Source organism: Paludibaculum fermentans, assembly GCF_015277775.1.
Classification (GTDB): domain Bacteria; phylum Acidobacteriota; class Terriglobia; order Bryobacterales; family Bryobacteraceae; genus Paludibaculum; species Paludibaculum fermentans.
Genome location: NZ_CP063849.1, coordinates 8636311 through 8656935 on the forward strand (window position 1 = coordinate 8636311; position 20625 = coordinate 8656935).

A 20625-nucleotide genomic window follows, 5' to 3' on the forward strand; every position below is an offset into this window, starting at 1 on the left:
GGGGGCGTTAGATTTCGCCTACGGCGCGCTCGATCAGGCTTCGCGCTACGGATTGCGTTCCGGTGTGCTCCATGTAGTTGAGCGACATGTCCAGGAAGGCTCCCAGGTATTCGAGCTTGTCCTCGGTGAGGTCGATGAAGCCGCGCATGCCGCCCAGGATGCCTTCGCGGGTAATGCCGTGGGCTGATGCGAAGTTGCCGACATAGTCTCCGACCGCTCCCACGTTGCGGGTGACCAGGTCGAGGCCATCGCCGGGCAGCAGGTGCCGGGCGCGTTGGAAGAAGGGATTCTCTTCGACATCGGAGGCGCTCAAGCCGCTGACCACGTCCAGGAACTTTGAGAAGAACGCATCGCCCAGGGGGATGATGCCGTCGAAGGTCACGATGGACGCGATGCGAATCAGGTTGTCCTTGGAGTAGCTGGCCAGGGCTCCGGCAAAGTCGCTGACGGAATCGCCCGGCAGCCCGTTGGTGTAGCAGAAGGCGGCGGATTCGGCCACGATCTTCATGGCGAGGTCGATGGCCTGCGCCTTCTCGGGTTTGGGCGTGAGGCGGTCCAGGAAGCTGAGGGCGCTGAAACTCTCGCCCAGCTTGTGCGCGGCGGCGGCCCAGCCCAGGGCCGTGCCGGAGGAGTTCACCAGCCCATAGATGGAGATCGCGCGCTGGTAGCCCTGCGAGGGGTCGTTGTAGAGGGTCAGGGCACGGTCGCGCACGCGGCTGACGGTGTCGTCGTCCGACTCGCCGGTGATCTGGCGGATGGAGTTGTCGAAGCCGACGAGGTTGTCCCACTCGCCCGGCACGATGGAGTCAAAGAGTTTGAGAGCGCGGACGGTGAGTCCGCCGGTGGGCAGGTTGTCTACGAGTTGATCGATGCTCATCTGCGGCTACTTTCTGATGGCGGCGAGCGCATCCAATTTGAACTTCTCGAGCCAGGCGTCGCGATCGGCCGGGGTGAACGTCGGGCCCAGCGAGCGGACCTGGACCTGGTAGCGGTCGGCGACGAGAACCGCCGTGCCCTGGGAGCCGACTGCCGCCGCGGGGTAGCCGCCGATCTTGCGGGTGCTGGCGGCGAACTTGGTGCGGGCTGACGGGTTGGCTCCGGTGTCGGAGATGGTGAGCGCCGCCACTTTGGCGCCTGCGCGGCTGAGTTCGGCCTGGGCGAAGCCGTCCTTCTCCTGGGTGAAGGTGAGTTTGAAATCTCCGTTGGCCTGCGGGAATGCCTTGTTCAGGGAGGAGCCGGAGATGACCTCGGCTGGCGGTGTGGCGGGCGTCGAGGCAGCCGGGACCGGGGCGCTGGATTTCGAGGTGGTGGCTGGCGGCTCGCTACTCCGGCAGGAGCGGTAGGCGAAGACGCCCACGGCGACTATGACGATCAGGAGGATGAGTTTCTTCATGGCTTTGTTTCGGTGGACTGAGCCGGGATTATCGAAGACAGGTTGGCGTCGCGCCGGTTCCGGGCATCCGCCTACCTGCGACGCGAGTTCTGGCCGTGACACCCCATTATTGGCGGTGTCACGGTCTATTTGTTCGATGAAAGGGTGGCCGCGCTACCGGCGGATCTGCCGCGGTATTAGATGGCCGGGATGACCAGTTCGTCGCCCGGGTGGATGACGCTGTGCTCATCCTTCAACTTGTCCGGGTTGGCTTCGATCAGTTTGTGAAAGTTGGCCCCATTGCCGAGGTGGTCCGCCGCGATCTTCCAGAGGGAGTCGCCCGCGACGACGGTGTAGATCACCGGTTCGGGCGGCGGTTGCGGCAGGCTGGCGTCGACGCTGATATCGGCGGTCAGGTCAGCGAACTGCTCGTCCACGGCCTTGATCGCATTCCAGACTTCGTTCTTGATGTCCTGGGTGGGCGCGGCCGCGCCGATGAAGAGTTTCTCGTCCTGGATGTGCACGTGGTCCAGGCGCACCCAGCGCCTAGCGATCACCTGCAGTACGCTCTCGTACTTTGCTTTGAGTAGATCCAAATCCGCCATTGTTTCGTTCCTCCGTGCCCTATTGCGTTCCACACGCCGTGGCGGGCAGCCACTGGGGTATTACAGTAGCAGGTTGCGTGGCGGGCGGGGTATGGGTTTGGACGGAGGATGGCTTCGTTTTGTCCGGAAGAGAGCGGCGCGCCCGGCCAGTGGGCGGGCGGCCGGCGAGGAGCCGTCCTGCCGGCAGCTACTCCCAACCTACCTTGTCGACGTAACACCATTTCCAATCTTCGCCGGGTTCCAGCGATTGGATGATCGGGTGATGTTTGGAGTGGAAGTGCTTCGTGGCGTGCTTGTTGGCGGAGTCGTCGCAGCAGCCGACATGTCCGCACGTGAGGCACAGCCTGAGGTGCACCCAGTCGTCGCCCAGCTTGAGGCACTCTTCGCAGCCGTCGGTGAGGGGCTTCACCGGCTTGATCTGGTCGAGGTGGGTACAAGCGGCTCGGTACATATTTCCTCCATGGGCGGTTTTACCGCGAAAGCGCCGGTCTGGAGTCGCGGCGGGGGCTTCCATCCGGCGGCCTTATTGCTTCGATGCCACCATCGTGCTCCGGATTCCGGATCCTGGGCAATTTCGAGGCCGCCTGGCGCTGGTAGGGTGCCGGCGGGGCCGATGCGTGACGAATCAAAGACGAAAGTGCTTACAGGCGACGGGCGCGTGCCCCTCGGTTCCAATGGGGGGCAGGTGTTCGCGACAAATGACGATATTTGGTCGCACTGACAGCCCGTTGCCGTGTGCTGATGGGCCGGCCGGCTCAGGAGGGGCGCATTTTGCGGCTGGACGCTGGCGTCCCAAGTGGGCCGCGACTTGCAAGGTACTGACCATGCCTCAAAAGGAACAGATCCAGACGCCCACAAAAACGGGTTCGAAACGGTCGCCGACCGCGCTCGGGTTCAGCGAGCACGCCGTTTCTGAGATTTCCGAGACATTGCGCCATCTTCTGGCCGATGTGTTCAGCCTGTATATGAAGACCAAGAGCTTTCACTGGCACATGACCGGGCGCCATTTCCGCGACTATCATCTGCTGCTGGACGAGCAGGCGGCGCAGATCTACGCCATCACGGACGACATTGCCGAGCGGGCTCGGAAGCTGGGCGGGACTTCGCTGCGCTCGATTGGGGACGTCGCGCGCCATCAGCGGCTCCGGGACAATGATCGCGGGGATCTCACGGCTCGCGAGATGCTGACCGAACTTCGGGAGGACAACTCGCTGCTGGCGAATCTGCTGCGTGATGCCCACGAGGTCTGCGAGAAGCATGACGATGTGGCCACGACGAGCATGATCGAGGTCTGGATCGACCAGGCCGAGCGGCGGGCGTGGTTTCTGCGGGAGATCGTCGAGCAGAGCTGAGGGGGCGGCTGGTTGGCTTGATACGGGCACCAGTTGGTGCTTGGCGGTGGGGCTGGTTCCCTGGTGGTCGGGGGGCTGGGCTGTCGCCAGGTGGCTTCGTTTCGTTGATCTGCCGCGGCGGTTGGTGGCCGGGTTTCCGCTCCAATTGAAAAAGAGATAAGAGCCGACCAGGGGGTCGGCTGCGGACGAGGGCGTCCGCCGTCCTGGCGTGGGACTTGGGCTCGGGTGGGCGGGTGGCTTCGTTTCGTTGATCTGCCGCGGCGGTTGGTGGCCGGGTTTCCGCTCCAATTGAAGAAGAGAAAAGAGCCGACCAGGGGGTCGGCTGCGGACGAGGGCGTCCGCCGTCCTGGCGTGGGACTTGGGCTCGGGTGGGCGGGTGGCTTCGTTTCGGCGAACTGGCGCGGCGGTTGGTGGCCGGGTTTCCGCTTCAATTGAAGAAGAGAAAAGAGCCGACCAGGGGGTCGGCTGCGGACGAGGGCGTCCGCCGTCCTGGCGTGGGACTTGGGCTCGGGTGGGCGGGTGGCTTCGTTTCGTCGAGGTACTGCAGCCGGCTGGTGCACAGCGTGGCTGTGGGGGAGTTGGTCGCTCCAGCTTCGGGATTGGGGTTTGGGTTTGATTGGTTTGTGAGGTTTTTGGGGTGTTGCCCGCTCCTTGAAGACGCGTCGGTGTCCGTGGCCCGCTTCTTGCCAGTCGCGGTTCGCTGCGCGGTGGGGACCCCTCCCTACGGTTGGGGTTCGTTGCGGCTTGGTTCGCTTGGGGGGCGGTGGGGCCTTGGGCGACTGCTTGACAGTCGTGGTTGGTTGGGGGTTTTTGGTTCGCTACCCGCTCGTTGACACTCGCGGCTCTGTTTGCGAGCCCGTTGCTCAGCTCCGGGACTGAGGGGCACACTTGGGGCGCGGTGGCCGGAGCCGGGGGATCCCTTCGTTGTCGCCTATTGGTGTGATTGTCAAAGAACACGCCCGGCGCGGTGTAGGCCGTGAGCCAGGCTGTTTTCGAGGCACAGAGCAGGGCTGGTGCGGGCACCGGTTGGGGGTGCGGGCGGCGGCGGAGCCTGATGGCGGCTTCGTTTCGCCAAGCCTCGGCGGCTTCGTTTCGTCCATCCTTGGCGGCTTTGCCTGGACCCGGTTCTCAGCGCTTGGAAACGTTGTAGAACTGGGGCGGCAACCCGCTTTCGGGGATCAGGTTGGCTTCGTTTCGTGGAACACGAATGGGCTGGAGGTCGGCTAGCGGATCCTGGTTGTCCGGGTGGTTCGTTGCGATTTCGTTGGTGAGGTGTTCGAGCGCCCGGCGCGGGGCGCCATAGCCATCGTAGAAGAAGAGTTCCTCGGTATTTTTGGTCAGGCGGGTGACTTCGGCCAGGGGGACGTGTTCACGGATGCCCTGGACGACGTGGGGGTGCTGCTGGCCCAGGGCGGCGCGCTCGGTTTGGAGTTTGCTGAGCTCCCTGATGGCGCGGTAGAGGCCGCGTTCGAGGTCGCGGCGGTAGCGGGCGTAGCGTTCGAGTTGGCCGTCGTGGGTGTTGGTTTCGGCCAATGGGTCCGTTTCGGCGAGGATCAGGCACTCGAAGGATTCGATGCGGCGGAGGTTCCAGGTGTGGGTGAGGATGCGATGGAAGATCTCTTCTTCCAGGCTGTTTGCGGGGCGGGTGTCGAGGCGGAGGGAGGCTTCGAGGGCTGTGAACGCGGCGCGATCTTCGGGCGTGATGTTGAGGTGCTGGGCGGTGAAGCCGTGGCTGCGGGCATTCTGGGAGGCGCGGGCCTTGCCGACGGGGGACACGGGTCCGGTGGATCGTTTCGCATTCGCCTGATTGGCGGTGATCTGAGCTGCGGTCGCCATGATGTCAATCTCCTTGGTAAATGAAAATGGCCGGCGTGGTGGCCGGCGCGATTCCAGGGTAAGGGGTAGGTCAAGAGGAAAAGGGTAGTTTCGGGGAGGCGGGTGTTGAGAATAAAGGAGAAAAAGATTCTGAATTCCTGTGATGAAAGCAGCTTCATGGGGAAATTGGGGAGAAGTGGGCAGCCGCCGGCGATCCCGCCACCGGGTTCGTCCTCCGCGCAGCGGCTTAATTGACAGGTGTAAACAAATTGCCAAGCGAGCCGGAAATACCCGCTGCAAGGTAATAGAGACGATCGCGCAATTCTCAAATAGCGCTCTTCTCTTACGGTAGAGACAGGCGGGCGCGTCGTGCCCGCAAATCACCACAATCTGTTGTTACGAGGAGCACATGACAGTCAATTCTTCCCCCCTCTCCGCGCCAGCCGCCGCCTGCGCCCGCGCGGAAGCCCTGGCCGGCCGCCTGGAACAGGGCGCCCAGGCTCTGGCCGCCTTCGCAAGCACGCTGACAGACACACAGTGGCGCATGCCTGTCCCGAAAGATGGCCGTACGGTGGGCGTGATCGTCCACCATGTCGCCAGCGTTTACCCGCTGGAGATCCAACTGGCGCAGAAACTTGCCGCCGGCCAGTCCATCGAAGGAGTGACGATGGACGATGTGCATGCGATGAACGCCAGGCACGCGGACGAGAACCGCGGCATCACCAAAGAGGCGGCGCTGGAGCTGCTGGCCCGCAACAGCGCAGCGGCCGCGGCGGCCATCCGCGCGCTCAGCGACGAAGACCTCGCCATCGCCGCTCCAGTGTCCCTGTATGGCGGCGTACCCCTGACCTGCCAGTTCCTGCTCGAAGATCATGCCGTCCGCCACAGCTACCACCACCTGGGCGGGCTCACCCGCGCACTCAGCGCATAGCCCCAAACAATCAAGGGATTTGCGCCGGGGGCTCAGCACCGCCGGCACGGCGCAAGGAGGCGCATTGATGCAAGCACTCAGACTGTTGGCCGTCCTGGCTCACCCCGACGACGAATCGCTGGGCTTTGGCGGCACCCTGGCCAAGTATGCGGCGGAGGGCGTCGAAACACACCTGGTCACCGCCACCCGTGGAGAGCGCGGCCGCTTCTTCGGACAAGGCAAAGACGGGGATCCGGCGGAAGTTGGCGCGGTGCGGGAAGCGGAGCTGCGGGCCGCGGCTGCCGTGCTCGGCCTCGGCGAGGTCGCCCTCCTCGGGTATGGGGACGCCGTGCTCGACCAGACGGAGCCTTCCAGCGCCATCAGAGCCATCGTGGCGCACATCCGCCGCATACGGCCTCACGTGGTTGTGACGTTCGGCCCGGAAGGCGCGTACGGCCATCCCGACCACATCGCCATTTCCCAATTCACAACAGCCGCCGTCGTGTGTGCCGGCGATGCGGCCTATGCAGACGGCGAGGGAGCCAACGGCGGCCCGCTGCCGGCCCACCGCGTTGCCAAGCTCCACTACCTGGCTTGGCGCAGCGATAAGTGGGACGCTTACCAGGGAGCGTTCCGCAAGCTGACGTCGATGGTGGACGGAGTCGCTCGCCAAGCTACGCCCTGGCCCGATTGGGCGGTAACCACCGTCATCGACACCTCCGCGCATTGGCCAGCCGTCTGGAGGGCGGTGTGCTGCCACCAGTCCCAGATGTCCATTTATGCGCAACTGGAGCATCTGGGAGACGAGCAGCAGAAGGCGCTGTGGGGCACGCAGGAGTTCTACCGCGCCTATAGCGCCGTGAATGGGGGCCGCCAGCTGGAGAGGGATCTGTTCGAGGGCTTACGCTAATGGGAACGATGACTTCGAAGCGAATCGACCAACTCAGGGGCCGTTCGGCTCCGCTCGAAATGACCGAAGATGAGTTCCGCTCGCTGGGTCACGATCTGGTTGACCGCATCGCCGGCTTTCTCGGCTCGGTGCGTGAGCGCGCGGTGACGCCGGCCGAGGCGCCCGATGCAGTGCGCGCGGCCCTGGGCGCAGCCAAGGCGCTGCCGGAGCACGGCGCGCCGGCCGGCGAACTGCTGGAAAACGCCGCTGAGCTGCTGTTCGACCACTCGCTGCTGAACGGACATCCGCGGTTCTATGGATACATCACTTCGTCCTGCGCGCCGATTGGCATCCTGGCGGAACTGCTGGCCGCCGCGGTGAACGCCAATGCCGGTGCGTGGAAACTTTCTCCGATGGCGACCGAAATAGAGGCGCAGACCATCCGCTGGCTGGCCCAGTTCATAGGCTACCCGGCCGATTGCGGCGGCCTGCTGGTGAGCGGCGGGAACATGGCGAATCTCACCTGTTTTCTGGCCGCGCGCGCGGCGAAGACAGACTGGGATGTTCGCACGAAAGGCGTCGCCGGCGGGCCGCCTCTGCTCGTCTATGCCTCGCGTGAAACCCATACCTGGCTGCAGAAGGCGGTGGACATTACCGGCCTCGGCACGGACGCGATCCGCTGGATCGACGCGGACCGGCAGCAGCGTATGGATCTCGCCGCGTTGGAATTGCAGTACACGCAGGACGTGGCGGCGGGCGCACGGCCCTTCCTCGTCGTCGGCTCGGCCGGAACGGTGAGCACCGGAGCGGTAGACCCCCTGCCGGCCCTGGCGGCCTTCTGCCGGGAGCGCCAGCTCTGGTTCCATGTGGACGGAGCCTATGGCGCCTTCGCCGCGGGGACGCCGGACGCACCGCCGGAACTGGCGGGCCTTGTGCTGGCGGATTCCGTCGCCGTGGATCCGCACAAGTGGCTGTACGCGCCGCTGGAGGCGGGCTGCGCGTTGGTGCGCCATCCGGCCGCGCTGAGCGATGCGTTCTCCTACCACCCTTCTTACTACAGCTTCGGAGGCGAGGCTACCAACTACTTCGATATCGGACCGCAGAACTCGCGCGGCTTTCGGGCGCTGAAGGTTTGGCTCGCCCTGCAACAAGCGGGCGCGGCGCAATACCGCGAGATGATCGGCGATGACATCGCCTTGGCGCGGCGGCTCTTCGAACTGGCGAACGAGCACCCGGAACTGGAAGCGCTGAGCCACAACCTGAGCATCACCACCCTGCGCTACGTGCCGCGCGAGCTGCGCGAGAGCACCGGCTCTGAACCAACCGAAGTGGAACTGAACCGGCTAAACCAGGAGTTGCTGGCGCGCATCGAGAGCAGTGGCTACGCCTTCTGTTCCAATGCGGTAGTGGACGGGCGCTACGCGCTGCGATTCTGCATCGTCAACTTCCGGACTGCTACCGAAGATATTGAGGCGTTGCCGCAATGGATCGCCGACCTCGGCCGTCAAACGCAGGGCGAGAAGTAGGGACGTCCGGCGGTGTCGAGCTTGCATGTTGATCGATGGATTCAGGGTGAGTGATCCCTGTGTGCTGTCGATTTCCGAAGTGTTCATGGCCTCTGAGCTGCTTGCCCGTCATGCATGGGGGCAGCGCCTCAGAGTCCGGTGGAGGGGGGGCTGGTAGGCCGCCTTGGTGCAGAGATCCCGCGGCCACCGGTGGAGGCAGGAGCTGCCGGCCAAGGGCCGATGAGTGGTAGGGCGCTGCCTGCCAGTGGGCCGCGCTTGGGCGGCGGCTTGGCTTGCGCGGTCTTCCGGCTGCGCCCCTGGTGGGTGAGCAGATCGCAGCCTTCCTCATGCCGGTACTATTTACTGAACGCGAGGGAAATTCGTGCGCTTGGACATGGGTCCCCGGTGGACCTTGGGTTGACCGGCCCATTGTTAGTGACGGAGCAAGCGTTCCCAGCCTGTGGCAGAATCGCAGTCCACCGGCCTGCTCCGTCCTGTATTTGGCAGTGTCCCCGACCTTGGGTCGCCTTTATCGTATTAGGCATTTGCCCATGATGGCGGGACGCAGCGTAACCAGCGGAAAGAGTGAGGGTTGATGGCTTATTGGGTTTTTCGATCCGAGGACCAGTTCGCTATTTTTTCCCAGTGGTCCTCCAGTTCGCCAAAGGCAGTACGTAGGCGGTCCGATAACATCCGGCGGGCTGCGATGTAGCGTTCAGTCTCGGAGCCCAGGAACACGTTCTCAAGGTACGACACGCAGATCGCGTTCTCCATCCCTGGCTCCGCACGGCCGAACAGTTCGTCTACGAAATCGAGGTGCGCTTGCGTCTGCTCGAAGTCACCGCTCTCGATTGCAGCGCAGGTGCCTCTAGCGAAAACCGCCATCTCACAGTGCAGTAGGCCGCGTTCGCAATCGTCAATCTCCGCGGCGATTGCCGGAAAACGCAGTTCCAGCAGCAGTTCAAACTGACTGCGAACATCGTTGCCTACCAATGGGACAAGTTCCCCCATGTCATTCATATCGTAGATCGGCCCAATGCCCAGTGTCGCTCCGCTCCCTGCCTGACTTTGGGGATCTCTTGTGGGGCAAAGGTCCAAGAAACGATCGTAAAACGAGTAGCTCGGAGTGGAAATTAGGGCACCCTGGCGGGCTCGGAGTTGATTGATCAAATAGGGTCGCCTGACCACCCCTCGTCAGAATTTGGTGGAGGGTATTTTCTCGCCCTTCGATAAGTTGGAGGTTCCAAAAGGGAATCTCCAGCCACGGCGATTTGGCGTGCGACGTGCAAACCCAGATTGTCCGATCTTGTCCAGGAGAAAACTCAAATGAACCAAAACACGGTACGCGTGCCAGCGTCGGAGTTTGTGGCGCCAAAATCCAGAAGGTTCTTTATGGCGGCCTGCGCCGTCGTGGGAGGGGCCTCGGCTGTGACACTTCTGCCGGGTCAAACCGCGGTTACGGCCAGCCAGGCCGACCTAGACGTCCTGAACTACGCGTTGACGCTTGAATACCTGGAAGCGAGCTTTTACACGCAATTCCTGGGGGCGCCGGCTACGGGGGTGATGGCGGGCCTGACCGGCGTGGTGCTGGGTAACACCAGAGTGTTTGCGGGGTCGGATGCGAGCAATTCGAGCCTGTTGGCGAACCTCAACTCCACCTCCAATGCCGCGATTTTCGGCTATCTGCTGGCGATCCGCGATCACGAACTGGCGCACGTGGCGGCGCTGCGCTCCACCATTACGAAGCTGGGCGGCACACCGGTTGAGGCGTGCAGCTACCGGTTCGACGCGGTCACATCCTTTGAGACGTTTCTGCAGATCGCGCAGGCGCTGGAGAACACGGGCGTGTCCGCCTACGACGGGGCCATCAACCGCATCACGGACAAGAACCTGCTGCAAACGGCGGCGACGATTGCCACTGTGGAAGCCCGGCACGCGGCCTATCTCAACCTGTTGAATGCGGGCGCATTCTCTTACGACGGAGTGACCGACCCAATGGGCATGCCCTCTACTCCGGGCGTCAGCTCTTCGCCCTTCCCGAGCGCTTTCGACACGCCGTTGTCGCAGAGCCAGATCCTGGCGGTGGCGGGGCCGTTCCTGGGTACCTGCTCCACGCCCCTGCCTGCGCAAGCCGCCATTGCGACGTTCTCCCCCGTGATTCCGTCCGTGATCACGAGTTCTTCCTTTATGTTGATGGCGACTCCTTCGTCGCCCGTCGTCCAACCCGCCAAGTACCAATACAGCGTTGCGCCGGGCGGCAAGGTTCCGGCGATTCTGCAGGCGGAGGGCAGTTCCCAGGCGAACATTCAATTCGTCAATGGGCCTGGTTTCTACAACCTGATGTTGAGCATCACCGATGGAAATGGCGTGGTGACGTCGATGCCCGTGACGTTGAACTACCAGCCATAGCCGGAGCGTGGTGTTTCCGTTTGAGCGGATCTGGCCGGCCGATCGTAAGCCGGCCAGATCGCATGGGCTGTGGAGGCTCCGCGGCACTGGGTGGACGGCTTCTTCTTCCAGGTAATGCTGCAGAACGACGCAGTCCTGGGCGGTGAGGAGGGCGGCAGGGACATCGACGATGCCGGCGCCGAGCGGAAGGGTGTCGTCTTTCAGGCCGGTGTCCGTTTCTACCGCTTCGAGGGTGTTCTTGCCCAGAAGCCGGGCGGTCCCGATGTGCCCTACTCGCCCCGGCAGGGCGTCGCGCGTCAGTTGGCGGCTGGGCGCTCGATGTGTTCCACGGTGTATACCGACAATGTGTCTTGTTGCCGTTTTAGTTCGAGACCAAGTTTTCGTAGGACATCGAAGATGGTGGGGAGGCCGGCGAACGGATTCACGGCTGTGGCCGTGGTGTTGGGGGGCGGAGGGGGGAGGCGCATGGGGACCCAGCCTTCGGTATTCACGGTGAACAGCCCGCTGAGTGCTGAGCGGTTCACGACCGGCAAGCCGGTCCAGTTGGCGATGTAATGCGCAAGATCGTCCATATCGATGGCCTTCGCATTCAGGGGATGACCCAAGCCACCGACGAAGTTATGGCAAGCATCGGGACCAGTTTGGAAGGCGCAGCCTTTCCCGGCGATCGGTGACTTCTGGAGCCTCGGGCCTCCGCTGGCTATGGTGAGTGCATAGACCGGCATCGTTCTGTTCTCCACCCGCAGCACGAGTTGGAAACGGCCGGCGAGGAGCTCGCGGACCATTTGCTGAACCCGGCTTCGCGCTTCGCCTTCGGGAAGACCGGGCGGGACGGCGTTGGCGGGCGCTTTCGCTTCGATGTCGTACTTCTCCCGAAGGGCCCATTCGGGCAGGTTCGAAAGACGCGGCGATGGGTTGGACGGCACGTCGTAGGCGTAACTCAGCAGGGCATTCACAGAGACCGCGCTTCCCGTGAGGTTTCCGCCAGGCAGCACTCGCATGCGCGCGCCGGGTGGGTTGGCGGAGAGAGCCGGTTTGATGGTGATCGTGGCGAATGCCGGCGACTGAGCGATGGCCGGCAGAGCCACGAGCGAGTAGATGACCGCTTGGGCGAGTGGTGACATGGTCCAGCCCCTATGGCCGGATTGGACGGCCTCAGCGCGGAGTTTGTTCCCTGCGTCAGTTCTCTGCAGGAGGAGATTCAGCTGGGTGTGGCAGCGCCCCCATCACAGCCCTGCGAGATCTTCAGGTCGCGAGTTCAATGGTCGAGGTCCGCATAGATCGCGACGAGGCCAGAGGCGCGGGGCATTACGCCTGGTCCTTCCGGGGCAGGTTCTTCCTGGGTTTCCTGGTTCCGGGCTTAGCTTGCGGAGATTGGGCTGGGATCGCCAAACCGGGTTCCTCCTGGTGCGGGTTGTTTGCCGCGACCTTCCGTTTTGGTGCTCTCGTTTTCGGCTCGAGATTCAGGTCCTGGAGCTTCCGCCCCAGGACATCGTCGGCGGCAATTGCGGCGAGATCGTTCTCCAGACGAAGCGCCTGTAGCACGCGCGCATAGATGCCCAGGGCGACAGCGGGATCGCCGCGCTCCACTCGATACAACGTCTTGCGGGTGATGCCCGCTCGCTCAGCCACGGTTTCCAGTGAATGCGCGCGCCGCAGTCGAGCCATCCGGATGTTTTCCCCCAGGCTGGTGACCAACCGAGCCAGCCGCGGAAGGAGCGATGGAGTGGTTCGAGGCATACTGGGTTATATATTACACGTTTGTGACATGAAGTGTATATGATATGACCTGTTGAGGTGTGGATTCAGGGCAATGCCGTGCAGCGTACTCATGTCCACGCGATTGTGGTTCCGAGGTGACTCGTGGCACGTGCGGCCAGGGCCGGGCCGACTCAGGAGGGCGTGAGCTTTGCAGTCCGTCCCCGCCGCAGTTGAGATTAGCTGGAGGGCTTGTTTGGCCGGATGGCCCGCTGGGCGGTTAGCACGCGCCGCGGTGTCCTCCTTGCGTTTTGATCGAGGGAGTCAGAAGGGCCGATTTCTGTCAATTGGAGCGGTGATTTGGACGTTTGGCGTTGCGCGGGGGTAAACTGCCGAGGGCCGGGCGCGTTAACCGCGGACTACTGTCCACTCTGCTCCACGCCCCCGCCCGCTTAGCCGCACGAGCCCCTCCTTCTTCATCGCCCCCAGCACGATTTTGATCAGCGGGACGCTTGCCGCGGGCACCTGTGCGGCCAGTGCGGCCAGTGTGAACGGCTCCATTTGCGCCAGCACCGCCCGCCGTACCAGGTCCGCCTTGGGCACGCGCCCGCGTGCCTGTTCCACGTGTTCTTCGAACTCCTGATACGCCGCGCGCAGCCGCCCCAGGAAGAAGTTCCACCACGGCACGAGTTGGTTGCGCCCCTCGTGCCAGTCCACTGAGCAGGCCTTCAGCACATGGTAATACTCTTCCCGGGACTCCTCGATCAGGCGCTCCAGGCTCACAAATCGCGCCACCTGGAAGCCATTGGACTGCAGCAGCAGCGACGTCATCAGCCGCGAAACACGCCCGTTGCCGTCGCGGAACGGGTGGATGCAGAGCAGGTCGAAGACGAATGTCGCTATCACCAGCAGGACCGGCACCTGCCCGTCGTCGAGCGCCGCCTGATAGGCCCGGCACAAGGTCTGCACCGCCTGGGCGGTCTCGCGAGCGGGCACGGGCACGAAGCGGACAGACCGGTCGCCGCTGGGGAGGATTTCAATGATTTCGTTATCGCGCCGCTTCCACACCCCGGCGTCGCTGGTCGAACCGCCCTGCGCCAGCGCGTGCAGTTTCAGCACGACGCCGGGCGCGATGGCAACCCGCGGATCGCGCGCATACACCCAGTCCAGTGCTGCTCGATATCCGGCTAACTCCTCTTCCGGCCGGTCTTTCGGAGTAGCGCCGCCTAACACCAGCGGCCGCAGCCGCCCTGCCTCCACGGTCACGCCCTCAATGCGGTTGGACGACTCCACGCTCTGGACGATCGCCTGCTCGCGCAGTACGGCGAGGACCTCCGGTTTCTGTTGAACCCAGAGATCCTGCTTGCCCCGCGCCTCCATACACGCTCCCAGGAGCCAGACTGTGCCGATGGGCACGGACATTCCGGCCAAGCGTTCGGGGTCTGGCCGCCTGTGGCGGAAGTCGCGCAGCCGCGTTCGCACCGTCGCCGGTCAGGAAATGGAAGCTCAAAAGCGATTCTGAAGCCGCCCCGGAGAGAGTCGCACTGTTTCAGGTGGGCGGCCGGCGCCGGAGCGAACCCGAAGGGCGGCAAGGGGTTGCGGCCCATGGCAGTGTCGAGCCGACCTCCGAGTGACCTGCACTAGTTCGGCCGGCTCTTCGCGCCCTGGGCTCGCAAGCCCTTGCCGCGCGGCTAGCGGGACTTCCGTCACAGACGGCCGAGGATAACATGGACTATCCGATTAATATCCAATTCCAGCGTGACTATCCAATTCCAGATCCATCGAGAAGAGCTGACAGTTGATGCCTGGTGCTGGGACTGGGGGTTGGGGACGGGCTGGCTGTAGACCGGCCATGGCAGTAGGAGGAACCGGGACGTCCTGCCGATCGTCGCGGCCGAAGCTGGATGGTTTGGCGGCCAAATGGAGAGGGACACACTGCGACCCCGGGCCGGATCAGCCGAAGAACCGTGCGTCGTACTGAAACGGCTCCGGTGGGAGGACTTGGATGTCCGCGAATTGAGGGTGAACGGGATTGATCAGCCAGTTCGACTCAGACGGGACCAGCGCCGAGGGAACCACCAGGACTGCGGCTTGTCTCTCCGCGACAAAGGAATCACCGATGTCAGCAAGGGTTGGGCCTGCTGGAACCTGTCTCCAGTCCGCCGGCAGGTCATGCTGTGCGATTACAATTCGGGACACGCTGTCGGGAATATCAGCGCCGACGACAACCAAGTCCTTGGGTGGGTCGTCAGCGTTGAGGTGGACGAAGTACTCCACCATCGCCAGAGACAGATGCTCTGCCGCATAGGCGATGCGTGTGCCGGGACTGGACCAGCGCCCCCCGAATAGAAAGGCGCCTTCGCCGTCGAAGGAGTTCGTTGCGTAGTGCTCCCTGAGGATTCTGTAGACACGCGTCAACTCACGCCGCCGTACGCGATTCTGCCCAGCGCGTTTTCGACCGCTCGTGCACCCAATTCGGTGTCGATGAGTTCCAGGGGGACCTGGCCGCCCAGCGCCCGGTTCGGCCGCTTGAGCCAGCGCGTCGCCGTATCCTCATCTCCGATGTACTGTTTGGCTAGCGCGACGATACGCGCGAGCCTGTATATCCGGTCGGATTCGTAGCGAGCCAGACGGCCTGAGTGCCGCCTTCGCTGCAGGCTGCGAGGAGAAAGGTCCAGGGTCGCGGAAAGCTGCCGGAGGGTCAAGCCGGAGGAGTTCATTACGCTTCCGACTACCATTTGGGGGAAACCCTCACGAATCGCTGACTGAAGGTCGTTGGTTGTTCGCAGGGCACGACCGAGCGTAGTCTCGCCGCCCAGTTCCGCTACTACTGCTTGCAGTTCGTTGACCATTCTGTCCGCTAGTATAGCGCCATTTGGCGTGAGTGCGAAGTTGTGTAGCTTGGGATGGCGCGGGAGACGCTGATGCGCCGCTACCGCCAGGGTCTGCTCGCTTGTCCTGCTCGCAGGGTGTACTCTCTTGCCGAAGCACGCGTGACCGAACACCACAGTCTTGCTGCCGCCGCCAAGTTCGTTCCTCGATGTGTGGTTTGCCTGCTGCCGGTCCTGCGGTTTCAGGGCCTGACCACACAGGACCCGTACGAGGTCTGGATGGCCATCGATTTCAAAGCACATAAGCCGTCTGTTCTGTCGCCGGCGCTGAGGGTCGTGCGGTTCTCCGGTTCTGACCTTGTGGACGGAGTCGAGGCGTAGGAGATCGACGGCGTGCGAGTCCAGGTTCATCGCGCGGCGAAGACGGTGGCTGATTGCTTCCAGTACCGGCACAAGATCGGAGTAGACGTTGCGATCGAAGCTCTGCGGGACGCCCTTCGTTTCCGTAAGGCCACGGTGGATGAGATCCACCGATTCGCGAGGGTCTGCCGGGTAGCTCAGGTGATGCAGCCGTATCTGGAGCCGGCGGTGTGCGGCAGAGTGACAGTCGGACCCGTCCCAGCGGGTTTTTTCCCCTGGTGATTGCAGATTGCTTTGTACTTGTTGTGGGATATGGCGCAGTGTTGGCCCTTTTTGACGGGCTGGGGTTGCTGGTCTGCGCGCGGTGGGTGTCGACGCGAGGGGAAGGATCGGAGATCAGGTCGGTCTTGCCGTGTTTTTGGGTGATTACGCTCAGTCGGCGGCCTGATTCCGGCGTTTTTCACTGGGACGGGGCAGGCTGTCCACCGGCCCTACAGTCGCCTGATGGAAGGCTTCCCTCGGAGCTACAAGGACGTCGCTCGGCAGTCGGCACGAGGCCCGCATGGTGTATATTAAGCCTAATGGAATCGGGAGCCACGCCGGATCGACGCCAAGTCTACAGACCATTTCTTGCCCGTCTGAATCCCACGTCCCCGCACCTGCTTGATCAGCAGTCGCTGATTGTTCTTCCGTCGCATGATCCGCACGACCCAGATCAGCCACCAATTCATGCTGGATTCGCAGCAATTGCGGAGCTGACTCCTGGCGCTCAAATGGCGCTTGTCGGCGGAATTGGATCAGGCAAAACTACCGAATTGAGGTTGACTCGTGGCCTGCTTGGGCGACACAAGGATGCTGTAACTGTGTTGCTTGATATGGCTGAGTTGACGGACATCAACGAAATAAATCCTGGTGCGATTTTGATCGCGGTCGGAACGCGGCTTTACCACCAGCTCGATGACGAGCACAGGCAGGAAGCGGATGTTCGGAGCGCATACCGACGGCTTCGAGAGTTAGCAGAAGGCAAGACAGAATGGGTGGAAGCGACCACATCAGGATCATACTTTGAAGGTGAGGATCCGGACTACGAGCCCGATTTAGTACAGGTCAGCACGCCCGGTTTATTGAGGCCTCGATTTCCTGCGATCAAGCGTAGCGTTTCAGAAGTGTTCGACTTGGTGTGCACGGTTTCAGCTCCGCTGATCCTCATGAGTCACCAAGTAACAATTCTGATAGATGGGCTAGATCGACTTATTCGGCCAGAGCGATTCAGGCTGTTCGCGGAACAGGACCTTCAGGCTTTGCGTGGTACAGGGATCTCTCTTATTATTGCGGCTCCGTTACTTATGTGGTTTGATAAGAATCGATTTTTGCAAGAATATTTTGACGAGGTGAAGCATATTCCAGCTGCAGTCTCCGATCCCGAGAAATCCACCTTCCTGAATGAAATATTAATTCGGAGAGGGGCGCGCGACCTCATGGGAGAGGCGGAGATCTCAACGATCAGCAAATACTCCGGTGGAGTTTTGCGCGACCTCATCACACTTGCTCGAACCTCTGCTGAGGCAGCTTACCGCGACGATAAGAATAGAATCGAGCTGAGTCATGTGGAGTCGGCAATTCGCCAGTTGGGAAAGCGGTATCTCATTGGAATTGGTCGAGTCCAGCTGCAATTCATCAACCGACTCATGCGGGACGAGGCATTCTCAATTGAGAACCCTCAAGCTAAAGAGCTACTAGTGAGTCGTCAAGTTCTTGAGTATTTCAATGATGGCCGTGAATCGTTTGCCGTGCATCCGGCTCTATGCAAGGTATTGGAGGAGGCCGAGTGATTGATTTTGCCATCATTACATCATTTCGGCTGGTTAGACGGCTCGCGATGGGTGAAGGTGCAACGGCGATGTACTTGCTCATTTGTCCGCGTGAGGACCAGGCTGAAGCCGAGGAGGAATTGAAGGCTGAAGTCGAACTACAATTAGGAGCGCCTCTGCCAATCTATAGGAGTTCAGAGCTGTTGTCATGGAGCGGTGAAACCGCCTCGCCCGGCGTGCCGGCAGTGCAGCTCCTGAATATCGAACAGTGGTCACTGGAGCTTGTCGCTGCCTTAGATACCCACGTCGTGCGCGTGGAGAGAAATGCTGCGCAATTGTTATTCCTCACAACTGATGCGATTGCCGAACAACTGCTGGTCGGTGCTCCAAATTTGCGAAACCGTCTCACTGAGATCTTGCAATTTATTCCAGAATCCGATGGCGGGGTATAATAAGGTGCGCTGGGAAGATGAGCTATTGGCCTTGGCTCGCAATCGCGAACGGGAGTATGCAGTCTGCCCCTATCGTATTCTTGACGCGGCACCTGCAATATTGCGACGCCAGCTTCGGTACTATTTGGCGGAGCTAGCAAATTGCGGGAGACTGAAGAAGACATATGATGGCCCGCGCATAGAACAATGTGGAGATGGTTTGGTTGAGTTGGTCGGTGACGAAGTTGAGTTCACGTCGGAATCAAGACTCGAATTCAATATTCGGCTTAAGGAGACTCAGCTCGGATGGCTAGTTCAGAAATTTAGGTTTCATTTGCATCTTCAGCAGCGTCGAATCAATATGATGCGGATTCATCTGAACGAGACGGAGGTTCACGATTCACTGAGAATTCCAATGTGCCACCTGCATATTGATGGAAGCGGTGCTCATATTCCTTTCCCAATTATGAATCCTCGGATGACAATCCATCTGATCTGTGCGTATATCGAACCAGACCTCGGCACTTGATTCTGGTCTACGGCTGAGATCAAGCCAAACTGTGGGCGTCAAGGCATTGCTGACTCGCCAGTGCTCGGTAATTTGGTAAATTGACATGAGCTTCAAAATGAGGGTTGCCTTCGTGTCTCTCGCTGATATTTTATTTAGACAATTCAGGACCGCAGGCTCGCGTTTGCTTTGACTCCGCACGACCCGTGAGCGCCTTGGACGGCATCGGGCGGTTCACAGATGCGAAAGTCGAAGAGGATGAAGTCTGCCAGCACACGACCACCGTGCAGCCGTCTGCGGCTACCGGGTGGAATTTGATTAGAGCAAGATCCGCCCGTCGTTCATTATCGGTGTGATTGATGTGTTAAGTCGCACAAATTGCGCGCGTCAACTTAGAGCTTGTATGGGCAATGTCATTCCTTCCGTTCCGGGAACATGCCTTCGTCGAAATCTTGCTTCGCTTTGCGGCGTCGAAGTGCCTCGATGCAAAAGGTTTTGATTGCCTTACAGTCCTTCTTGCTGGATATTGAATAGGTGAGTATATGGGCAAGCATCTGCGCGATTGCAATTAGGGAGATGAACATTGCAGGATTTCAAGGTGATGTAGGCGTAGTGCTTCAAGGCATAATCTGTTGCTTGGCGTCGGTTTGCACTAGGTCAATCGAAACGCCATCGCAAAGCTGGATCCGCTTGGGCAGCTCTCGCCACTCGGCCTCGTCAGTGAAATTATCCCCAACCCAGCGCATGAGGTCGTGGAAGTCGCGAAGGCGAAGAAGCGATGGGCTGCGCGCCGCGAAGTCTCTGGCGTCCGGTGTAAAGGTGGTATTGGTCACAACCATTCCGGCAGCGAAAAAGCGATTGGCAAACATTACACCTAGAAGTTCCCTCAGCGGCGCCGGCCCGACGCTGCGCCGGGGATCACTTCGGTGTTTGACCTGCACTGCCCCCAAAAAAGGGAACGGGAACGATTTCGGCGGAGTAAAGATGATATCGATGCCACCGTCCCTGCTGAAAGTTCCTCTGCCAACAGGTTGAGCATGAAGACCCATGACGGAGAGTCGATCCAGTATAAGTTCTTCAAACTGCGAAGGTGTCAGTTGGAGGAGTTCAGAGGGGTCAGCTAGAATTCTCGCAGCGAGTGTATGACTAATATCGAGCAGTCGGACACAAGAGGGCTTTACATGCTCAGCGAATGGCAGCAGTAGTTGCTGATTGTCTGTCGCCGCCATCTCCGGGGTTGGCTTAATCCAGTCGACAACCATGGAGCATGCTCGGCAGAAGTAGTGAACCTCAGCGCCAGTCTGGCGTGTCGGGCCGAATGGCTCCAGCCGGATGTATTTGTCGCCTTTGTTGATCGCGGTTCGGCAATAGGAGCAGTCGTAAGGCCGAGCCGCTCGGGATATTCGCAGGTAGCTCGACTCCCCCACTAACTTATCCAGCGCGGCGCCAACTGACTTGAAGTCAATCCCCATCTCTCTACAAAGGACGATCAAGCGTGAGGGCGCTAAGCGACGTTTGCCAGTGAGGCAGGACTGAAGAAACGATTTCGAGACCCCTATCAATCCTGCGATATCGGGGGACAGGGGCGAGCGGCGATCAATTCCAAGACGGATTTGATCGAAGATCAGTTGTAGTTCCGACGGAATGTTAGCGGTCCGGTGCACGAGCGAATTGTATCATCGGGGACCCATGGAGGCGCGTGATTGCGACTGGCCTGGAGTTTGCTCCGTCGACAGGTGATGGCGGCAGGATTTCGCAATGGATTCAATTACACAGGTGCATTCTGAAGCCTGCCTGAGCGTCCACCTGCTCGATCGTGGTGTTACCATCGAGGCTTGATGCCCAAATATGAATGCCGAGATTGCGAATCTGCTGACAGGCTTGGACACAACTTCTGCCCTTCATGCGGCTTCCACCTGACGGAAGGTTACACTCAGAATCCGCGGGCCACCGTTGCTCGATGCGCAGACGAGCTGTACTGCGGGCACTGTGGCCGACTCCTTGCAGAATGCCTCTGCCGATAGCAGGTTCGGTTTGCGGCGTCTCCTTGAGTTTGGGCATTACGGATTTGCAGTTGTGGTCATCTTGGTCCCGATACTCCCTGCCGGAGATGTTGGCCCGAAAGTTGG

General features: G+C 61.2%; 21 protein-coding genes. 9 read left to right on the forward strand and 12 right to left on the reverse strand.

Translation table 11 applies throughout. The features are described 5' to 3' along the window. Nucleotides 1-7 precede the first annotated feature (7 nt). From IRI77_RS34305 to IRI77_RS34320, 4 genes are all read right to left on the reverse strand, one after another. Nucleotides 8-877, reverse strand: coding sequence for a hypothetical protein (locus IRI77_RS34305; RefSeq protein WP_194449428.1), 870 nt, complete (start codon nt 875-877; stop codon nt 8-10). Between the two features lie 6 nt (nt 878-883). Further along, entirely contained in the window at nt 884-1393 is a 510-nt protein-coding gene (locus IRI77_RS34310) for a hypothetical protein (RefSeq protein ID WP_194449429.1), read from the reverse strand. A gap of 176 nt (nt 1394-1569) precedes the next feature. Then, entirely contained in the window at nt 1570-1977 is a 408-nt protein-coding gene (locus tag IRI77_RS34315) for a LysM peptidoglycan-binding domain-containing protein (RefSeq protein WP_194449430.1), read from the reverse strand. Nucleotides 1978-2164: 187 nt separating this feature from the next. Further along, the gene (locus tag IRI77_RS34320) at nt 2165-2428 is read right to left on the reverse strand and encodes a UBP-type zinc finger domain-containing protein (RefSeq protein WP_194449431.1); all 264 of its coding nucleotides are present in this window, start codon (nt 2426-2428) and stop codon (nt 2165-2167) included. A 373-nt stretch (nt 2429-2801) separates the two neighbouring features. On the opposite strand from IRI77_RS34320, the gene IRI77_RS34325 reads away from it, so the two are divergent. After that, complete coding sequence (locus tag IRI77_RS34325) at nt 2802-3329, forward strand: Dps family protein (RefSeq protein WP_194449432.1); 528 nt, start codon at nt 2802-2804, stop codon at nt 3327-3329. A gap of 1128 nt (nt 3330-4457) precedes the next feature. Here IRI77_RS34325 and IRI77_RS34330 read toward each other — a convergent pair. Then, nucleotides 4458-5165 carry a hypothetical protein gene (locus IRI77_RS34330; RefSeq protein WP_194449433.1) on the reverse strand — a complete coding sequence of 236 codons (708 nt, stop codon included), beginning with the start codon at nt 5163-5165 and terminating at the stop codon, nt 4458-4460. Between the two features lie 388 nt (nt 5166-5553). Between IRI77_RS34330 and IRI77_RS34335 the strand changes: the two genes are divergently transcribed. From IRI77_RS34335 to IRI77_RS34345, 3 genes are all read left to right on the forward strand, one after another. Continuing rightward, on the forward strand, nt 5554-6075 hold the full coding sequence (locus tag IRI77_RS34335; RefSeq protein ID WP_194449434.1) for a maleylpyruvate isomerase N-terminal domain-containing protein: 522 nt from the start codon (nt 5554-5556) through the stop codon (nt 6073-6075). A 67-nt stretch (nt 6076-6142) separates the two neighbouring features. After that, nucleotides 6143-6964, forward strand: coding sequence for a PIG-L deacetylase family protein (locus tag IRI77_RS34340; protein ID WP_194449435.1), 822 nt, complete (start codon nt 6143-6145; stop codon nt 6962-6964). 8 nt (nt 6965-6972) lie between these two features. Further along, the gene (locus IRI77_RS34345) at nt 6973-8469 is read left to right on the forward strand and encodes a pyridoxal phosphate-dependent decarboxylase family protein (RefSeq protein WP_194449436.1); all 1497 of its coding nucleotides are present in this window, start codon (nt 6973-6975) and stop codon (nt 8467-8469) included. A 579-nt stretch (nt 8470-9048) separates the two neighbouring features. Here the strand turns inward: IRI77_RS34345 and IRI77_RS34350 are convergent. Then, the gene (locus IRI77_RS34350; RefSeq protein ID WP_194449437.1) at nt 9049-9459 is read right to left on the reverse strand and encodes a DUF7674 family protein; all 411 of its coding nucleotides are present in this window, start codon (nt 9457-9459) and stop codon (nt 9049-9051) included. Nucleotides 9460-9774: 315 nt separating this feature from the next. Between IRI77_RS34350 and IRI77_RS34355 the strand changes: the two genes are divergently transcribed. Further along, nucleotides 9775-10857 carry a ferritin-like domain-containing protein gene (locus IRI77_RS34355; protein WP_194449438.1) on the forward strand — a complete coding sequence of 361 codons (1083 nt, stop codon included), beginning with the start codon at nt 9775-9777 and terminating at the stop codon, nt 10855-10857. Nucleotides 10858-11153: 296 nt separating this feature from the next. On the opposite strand, the gene IRI77_RS34360 is transcribed toward IRI77_RS34355, so the two are convergent. The 5 genes from IRI77_RS34360 to parS form a co-directional block, all read right to left on the reverse strand. Next, nucleotides 11154-11981, reverse strand: coding sequence for a TIGR03435 family protein (locus IRI77_RS34360; protein WP_194449439.1), 828 nt, complete (start codon nt 11979-11981; stop codon nt 11154-11156). Between the two features lie 184 nt (nt 11982-12165). Further along, nucleotides 12166-12597 carry a helix-turn-helix domain-containing protein gene (locus IRI77_RS34365; protein ID WP_194449440.1) on the reverse strand — a complete coding sequence of 144 codons (432 nt, stop codon included), beginning with the start codon at nt 12595-12597 and terminating at the stop codon, nt 12166-12168. 366 nt (nt 12598-12963) lie between these two features. Then, nucleotides 12964-13935, reverse strand: a complete 972-nt coding sequence (locus IRI77_RS34370) for a Fic family protein (RefSeq protein ID WP_194449441.1) — start codon at nt 13933-13935, stop codon at nt 12964-12966. A 573-nt stretch (nt 13936-14508) separates the two neighbouring features. Further along, nucleotides 14509-14973 (reverse strand): RES family NAD+ phosphorylase, encoded by a 465-nt coding sequence (locus IRI77_RS34375; RefSeq protein ID WP_194449442.1) that lies wholly within the window; start codon nt 14971-14973, stop codon nt 14509-14511. Continuing rightward, nucleotides 14970-15407 carry a type II RES/Xre toxin-antitoxin system antitoxin gene (gene parS, locus IRI77_RS34380; protein WP_194449443.1) on the reverse strand — a complete coding sequence of 146 codons (438 nt, stop codon included), beginning with the start codon at nt 15405-15407 and terminating at the stop codon, nt 14970-14972. The genes IRI77_RS34375 and parS overlap by 4 nt, the downstream gene beginning before the upstream one ends. A 72-nt stretch (nt 15408-15479) precedes the next feature. Between parS and IRI77_RS38250 the strand changes: the two genes are divergently transcribed. From IRI77_RS38250 to IRI77_RS34395, 4 genes are all read left to right on the forward strand, one after another. Continuing rightward, nucleotides 15480-15767 (forward strand): type IV toxin-antitoxin system AbiEi family antitoxin domain-containing protein, encoded by a 288-nt coding sequence (locus IRI77_RS38250; protein WP_228486470.1) that lies wholly within the window; start codon nt 15480-15482, stop codon nt 15765-15767. Nucleotides 15768-15779: 12 nt separating this feature from the next. Then, nucleotides 15780-16028, forward strand: coding sequence for a type IV toxin-antitoxin system AbiEi family antitoxin domain-containing protein (locus IRI77_RS38255; RefSeq protein WP_228486471.1), 249 nt, complete (start codon nt 15780-15782; stop codon nt 16026-16028). Nucleotides 16029-16327: 299 nt separating this feature from the next. Next, a complete protein-coding gene (locus IRI77_RS34390) occupies nt 16328-17578 on the forward strand; it encodes a hypothetical protein (RefSeq protein ID WP_194449444.1) in 1251 nt (416 codons plus the stop codon). After that, nucleotides 17575-18009, forward strand: a complete 435-nt coding sequence (locus IRI77_RS34395; protein WP_194449445.1) for a hypothetical protein — start codon at nt 17575-17577, stop codon at nt 18007-18009. The genes IRI77_RS34390 and IRI77_RS34395 overlap by 4 nt, the downstream gene beginning before the upstream one ends. Nucleotides 18010-19113: 1104 nt before the next feature. Here IRI77_RS34395 and IRI77_RS34400 read toward each other — a convergent pair. Then, complete coding sequence (locus tag IRI77_RS34400) at nt 19114-20160, reverse strand: restriction endonuclease (protein ID WP_194449446.1); 1047 nt, start codon at nt 20158-20160, stop codon at nt 19114-19116. Nucleotides 20161-20625 lie beyond the last annotated feature (465 nt).

What these genes read in the sequence shown, in the direction of transcription:
- IRI77_RS34305 (WP_194449428.1), bottom strand. Translation starts at nt 877, where the DNA reads ATGAGCATCGATCAACTCGTAGACAACCTGCCCACCGGCGGACTCACC.
- IRI77_RS34310 (WP_194449429.1), bottom strand. Translation starts at nt 1,393, where the DNA reads ATGAAGAAACTCATCCTCCTGATCGTCATAGTCGCCGTGGGCGTCTTC.
- IRI77_RS34315 (WP_194449430.1), bottom strand. Translation starts at nt 1,977, where the DNA reads ATGGCGGATTTGGATCTACTCAAAGCAAAGTACGAGAGCGTACTGCAG.
- IRI77_RS34320 (WP_194449431.1), bottom strand. Translation starts at nt 2,428, where the DNA reads ATGTACCGAGCCGCTTGTACCCACCTCGACCAGATCAAGCCGGTGAAG.
- IRI77_RS34325 (WP_194449432.1), top strand. Translation starts at nt 2,802, where the DNA reads ATGCCTCAAAAGGAACAGATCCAGACGCCCACAAAAACGGGTTCGAAA.
- IRI77_RS34330 (WP_194449433.1), bottom strand. Translation starts at nt 5,165, where the DNA reads ATGGCGACCGCAGCTCAGATCACCGCCAATCAGGCGAATGCGAAACGA.
- IRI77_RS34335 (WP_194449434.1), top strand. Translation starts at nt 5,554, where the DNA reads ATGACAGTCAATTCTTCCCCCCTCTCCGCGCCAGCCGCCGCCTGCGCC.
- IRI77_RS34340 (WP_194449435.1), top strand. Translation starts at nt 6,143, where the DNA reads ATGCAAGCACTCAGACTGTTGGCCGTCCTGGCTCACCCCGACGACGAA.
- IRI77_RS34345 (WP_194449436.1), top strand. Translation starts at nt 6,973, where the DNA reads ATGACTTCGAAGCGAATCGACCAACTCAGGGGCCGTTCGGCTCCGCTC.
- IRI77_RS34350 (WP_194449437.1), bottom strand. Translation starts at nt 9,459, where the DNA reads ATGGGGGAACTTGTCCCATTGGTAGGCAACGATGTTCGCAGTCAGTTT.
- IRI77_RS34355 (WP_194449438.1), top strand. Translation starts at nt 9,775, where the DNA reads ATGAACCAAAACACGGTACGCGTGCCAGCGTCGGAGTTTGTGGCGCCA.
- IRI77_RS34360 (WP_194449439.1), bottom strand. Translation starts at nt 11,981, where the DNA reads ATGTCACCACTCGCCCAAGCGGTCATCTACTCGCTCGTGGCTCTGCCG.
- IRI77_RS34365 (WP_194449440.1), bottom strand. Translation starts at nt 12,597, where the DNA reads ATGCCTCGAACCACTCCATCGCTCCTTCCGCGGCTGGCTCGGTTGGTC.
- IRI77_RS34370 (WP_194449441.1), bottom strand. Translation starts at nt 13,935, where the DNA reads ATGGAGGCGCGGGGCAAGCAGGATCTCTGGGTTCAACAGAAACCGGAG.
- parS (WP_194449443.1), bottom strand. Translation starts at nt 15,407, where the DNA reads ATGGTCAACGAACTGCAAGCAGTAGTAGCGGAACTGGGCGGCGAGACT.
- IRI77_RS38250 (WP_228486470.1), top strand. Translation starts at nt 15,480, where the DNA reads ATGCGCCGCTACCGCCAGGGTCTGCTCGCTTGTCCTGCTCGCAGGGTG.
- IRI77_RS34390 (WP_194449444.1), top strand. Translation starts at nt 16,328, where the DNA reads ATGGAATCGGGAGCCACGCCGGATCGACGCCAAGTCTACAGACCATTT.